Source organism: Ignavibacteria bacterium, assembly GCA_016873845.1.
Taxonomy (GTDB): domain Bacteria; phylum Bacteroidota; class Ignavibacteria; order Ch128b; family Ch128b; genus JAHJVF01.
Window position 1 is genome coordinate 1 of the sequence record VGVX01000144.1, and the last position, 2,443, is coordinate 2,443.

A 2,443-nucleotide genomic window follows, 5' to 3' on the forward strand; every position below is an offset into this window, starting at 1 on the left:
CCACCGCCATCTTATGAGAAGATTAAAAAGCTGATAAGGAAGAAAGTAAAGAGATTGAAATAAGAGGAAAAACAATGAAACTTAAAATAAGCAAAGAAGATGATGCACTTTACTTCCGATTGGATGAGTCCTCAATCGTTGAGTCGGAAGAAGTACAACCTGGTGTCGTATTGGATTTTAATGCAGAGGGGAAAGTGGTTGGAATTGAAATCATGAACTTAAGTCAAAGAATGAAACCCGAACAGCTCAGTATCCTTCAATACGAAAGTGCATAGAGTTCAGGACACTTCCAACAGCAAAAGCTTTGTAACGGCCACTGCATAAATAGTTTTTTATTGAGCTCGTTCAACTGGAAATTTTCGGATGTAGTGTTTATTAACAATAAATAAGTCCGCACAGGTCCACCGCCATCTTATGAGAAGATAAAAAGCTGATAAAGAAGAAAGTAAAGAAAGTCTTAAAGCAGAGTTAATTATATGTTTTCTTATTACACTCGCACCCTCTCCGCTCAAAAACTGAAACGTGTTTACGAAGTTGTAACCCCGCGTGTTCAGCAGTATTTGAATGCGGAAGTGAATCATGTTTTAGAGAAACTCCGTTCAAGTGATTGGGCGATTGAGCTTGGCTGCGGTTACGGAAGAATATTTCCATCCCTCAGTAAAAAAGCTAAGTCAATAATTGGAATTGATACTTCACTTTCGAGTTTAATGCTTGGCAAAGAAATGTTTGGAAGTATTTCTAACTGCTTCTTTGCTCAGATGAACGCTGAACAACTTTCGTTTTTAAACCATACTTTTGATGTGGTGGTTTGTATTCAGAATGGGATTTCTGCATTTCATGTCGATATGAAAAATTTAATCGAAGAAAGTATTCGCGTAACAAAACGCGGCGGAATTGTTCTCTTCTCATCTTACTCAGAAAAATTTTGGGATTATCGTTTAGAGTGGTTCCAAATGCAGTCAAATGCCAGACTGCTGGGAGAAATCGATTACAAAAAAACAAAAAACGGAAATATTGTTTGCAAGGATGGATTCACTGCAACAACAGTCTCATCAGATCAATTCAAGGCATTAACATCAAGCATAAACAACATCTCGGTGAAGATAGAAGAAGTTGATAGTTCTAGTTTGTTTTGTGAAATTGTTGTTACTGGTTAAATACAGCATTATACTCGAGAACTTTTGTAAAATGAAAAAAGACAAAGACACAATTCTGACCACAACACATTCCAAAAAATTCCGTATGATTGAACTAAGAAAAATGCGAAATCAATGACTTCAGATAATTCCAAACCGAACACAGAACCAAAATTCTTCGAAACGATCCGACGCGATCTGACCGAAGAAGACATTTTTAGAAAAGCCCGAAGCGAAATGCGAGATCTGAAAGATTTCTACATCGATCCGGATAAAAAACTTCAGCTCGATAAGATGCACTGGCTGAAACGATTCTTCTTTATAATGTGGTGGGTGCTGAAAGGAATGTTTTTCAAGCTCACGCCTCTTCGGCGCATACTCTTGTTGATTGGTGTTGTCCTAATCCTCTTTTCGCGAAGCATAAGCTTTGAACATACAAACGTAAGAACAAACGAGGGATTGCTCGGTGGAATTTTAATACTAATTGTCTTAATGCTTGAATTAAAAGATAAGCTCCTCGCCCGCAGCGAACTCGAAGCAGGCAAAAAAGTTCAGCTTGCGCTTATGCCCGATCAATGTCCAACCGTTCCGGGCTGGGAACTTTGGCTTTACACTCGCCCTGCGAATGAAGTCGGCGGCGATTTAGTCGACTTCATTAAAATAAGCGACAACCGATTCGGAATTGCAATCGCAGATATTGCAGGCAAAGGATTACAAGCCGCTTTACTGACGACAAAACTGCAAGCAACCATCAGAGCTTTGACCGATGAATACAATTCTCTGTCAAAACTCGTCTCAAAAATTAATAACATCTTTTTCAGAGATAGTCTAAGAAATATTTTTGCTTCTTTGCTGTATGTTGAGCTCGCACCGAATTTAGGCAAGTTAAGTTATGTAAATGCGGGACACCTTCCTCCCGTTTTAATAAAAGCTGACAGCATTAAAGAATTAGATAAAGGTGAAGCCGCACTTGGATTAATAAACAACAATCGATACACCGAACAAACTCGTAAGCTTAAAACTGGCGAGATATTCTTCGCATATTCAGACGGTTTAACAGAGGCACAAAACGAGCAGGGGCAGTTTTTCGGCTCGGAAAGATTTTTCAATCTTCTGAAGGACATGCGGAGTTCCTCGCCAAAGCACATCGGCGAAAGAATTATTTTTGAAATAGGACAATTCATCGGCGAGGCACGTGCGAATGACGACCTTTCTTTGATAATACTAAAAAAAGTATAACTGCTAAATAAAAAAAGGAGAAAATCATGTTCAGCGACAAAGCTTCAAAAATTAAAATTGAAAATCAT

General features: G+C 38.5%; 3 protein-coding genes. All 3 read left to right on the top strand.

The features are described 5' to 3' along the window. Nucleotides 1–74: 74 nt before the first annotated feature. The 3 genes from FJ213_13350 (at nucleotide 75) to FJ213_13360 (ending at nucleotide 2,375) form a co-directional block, all read left to right on the top strand. Entirely contained in the window at nucleotides 75–275 is a 201-nt protein-coding gene (locus FJ213_13350; GenBank protein MBM4177138.1) for a DUF2283 domain-containing protein, read from the top strand. Nucleotides 276–476: 201 nt separating this feature from the next. After that, the gene (locus FJ213_13355) at nucleotides 477–1,157 is read left to right on the top strand and encodes a class I SAM-dependent methyltransferase (GenBank protein MBM4177139.1); all 681 of its coding nucleotides are present in this window, start codon (nucleotides 477–479) and stop codon (nucleotides 1,155–1,157) included. Nucleotides 1,158–1,271: 114 nt separating this feature from the next. Next, nucleotides 1,272–2,375, top strand: a complete 1,104-nt coding sequence (locus FJ213_13360; protein ID MBM4177140.1) for a serine/threonine-protein phosphatase — start codon at nucleotides 1,272–1,274, stop codon at nucleotides 2,373–2,375. The last annotated feature ends 68 nt before the right edge of the window (nucleotides 2,376–2,443 follow it).

Coding starts and splice junctions, on each gene's coding strand:
- FJ213_13350 (MBM4177138.1), top strand. CDS start 75: ATGAAACTTAAAATAAGCAAAGAAGATGATGCACTTTACTTCCGATTG.
- FJ213_13360 (MBM4177140.1), top strand. CDS start 1,272: ATGACTTCAGATAATTCCAAACCGAACACAGAACCAAAATTCTTCGAA.
- FJ213_13355 (MBM4177139.1), top strand. CDS start 477: ATGTTTTCTTATTACACTCGCACCCTCTCCGCTCAAAAACTGAAACGT.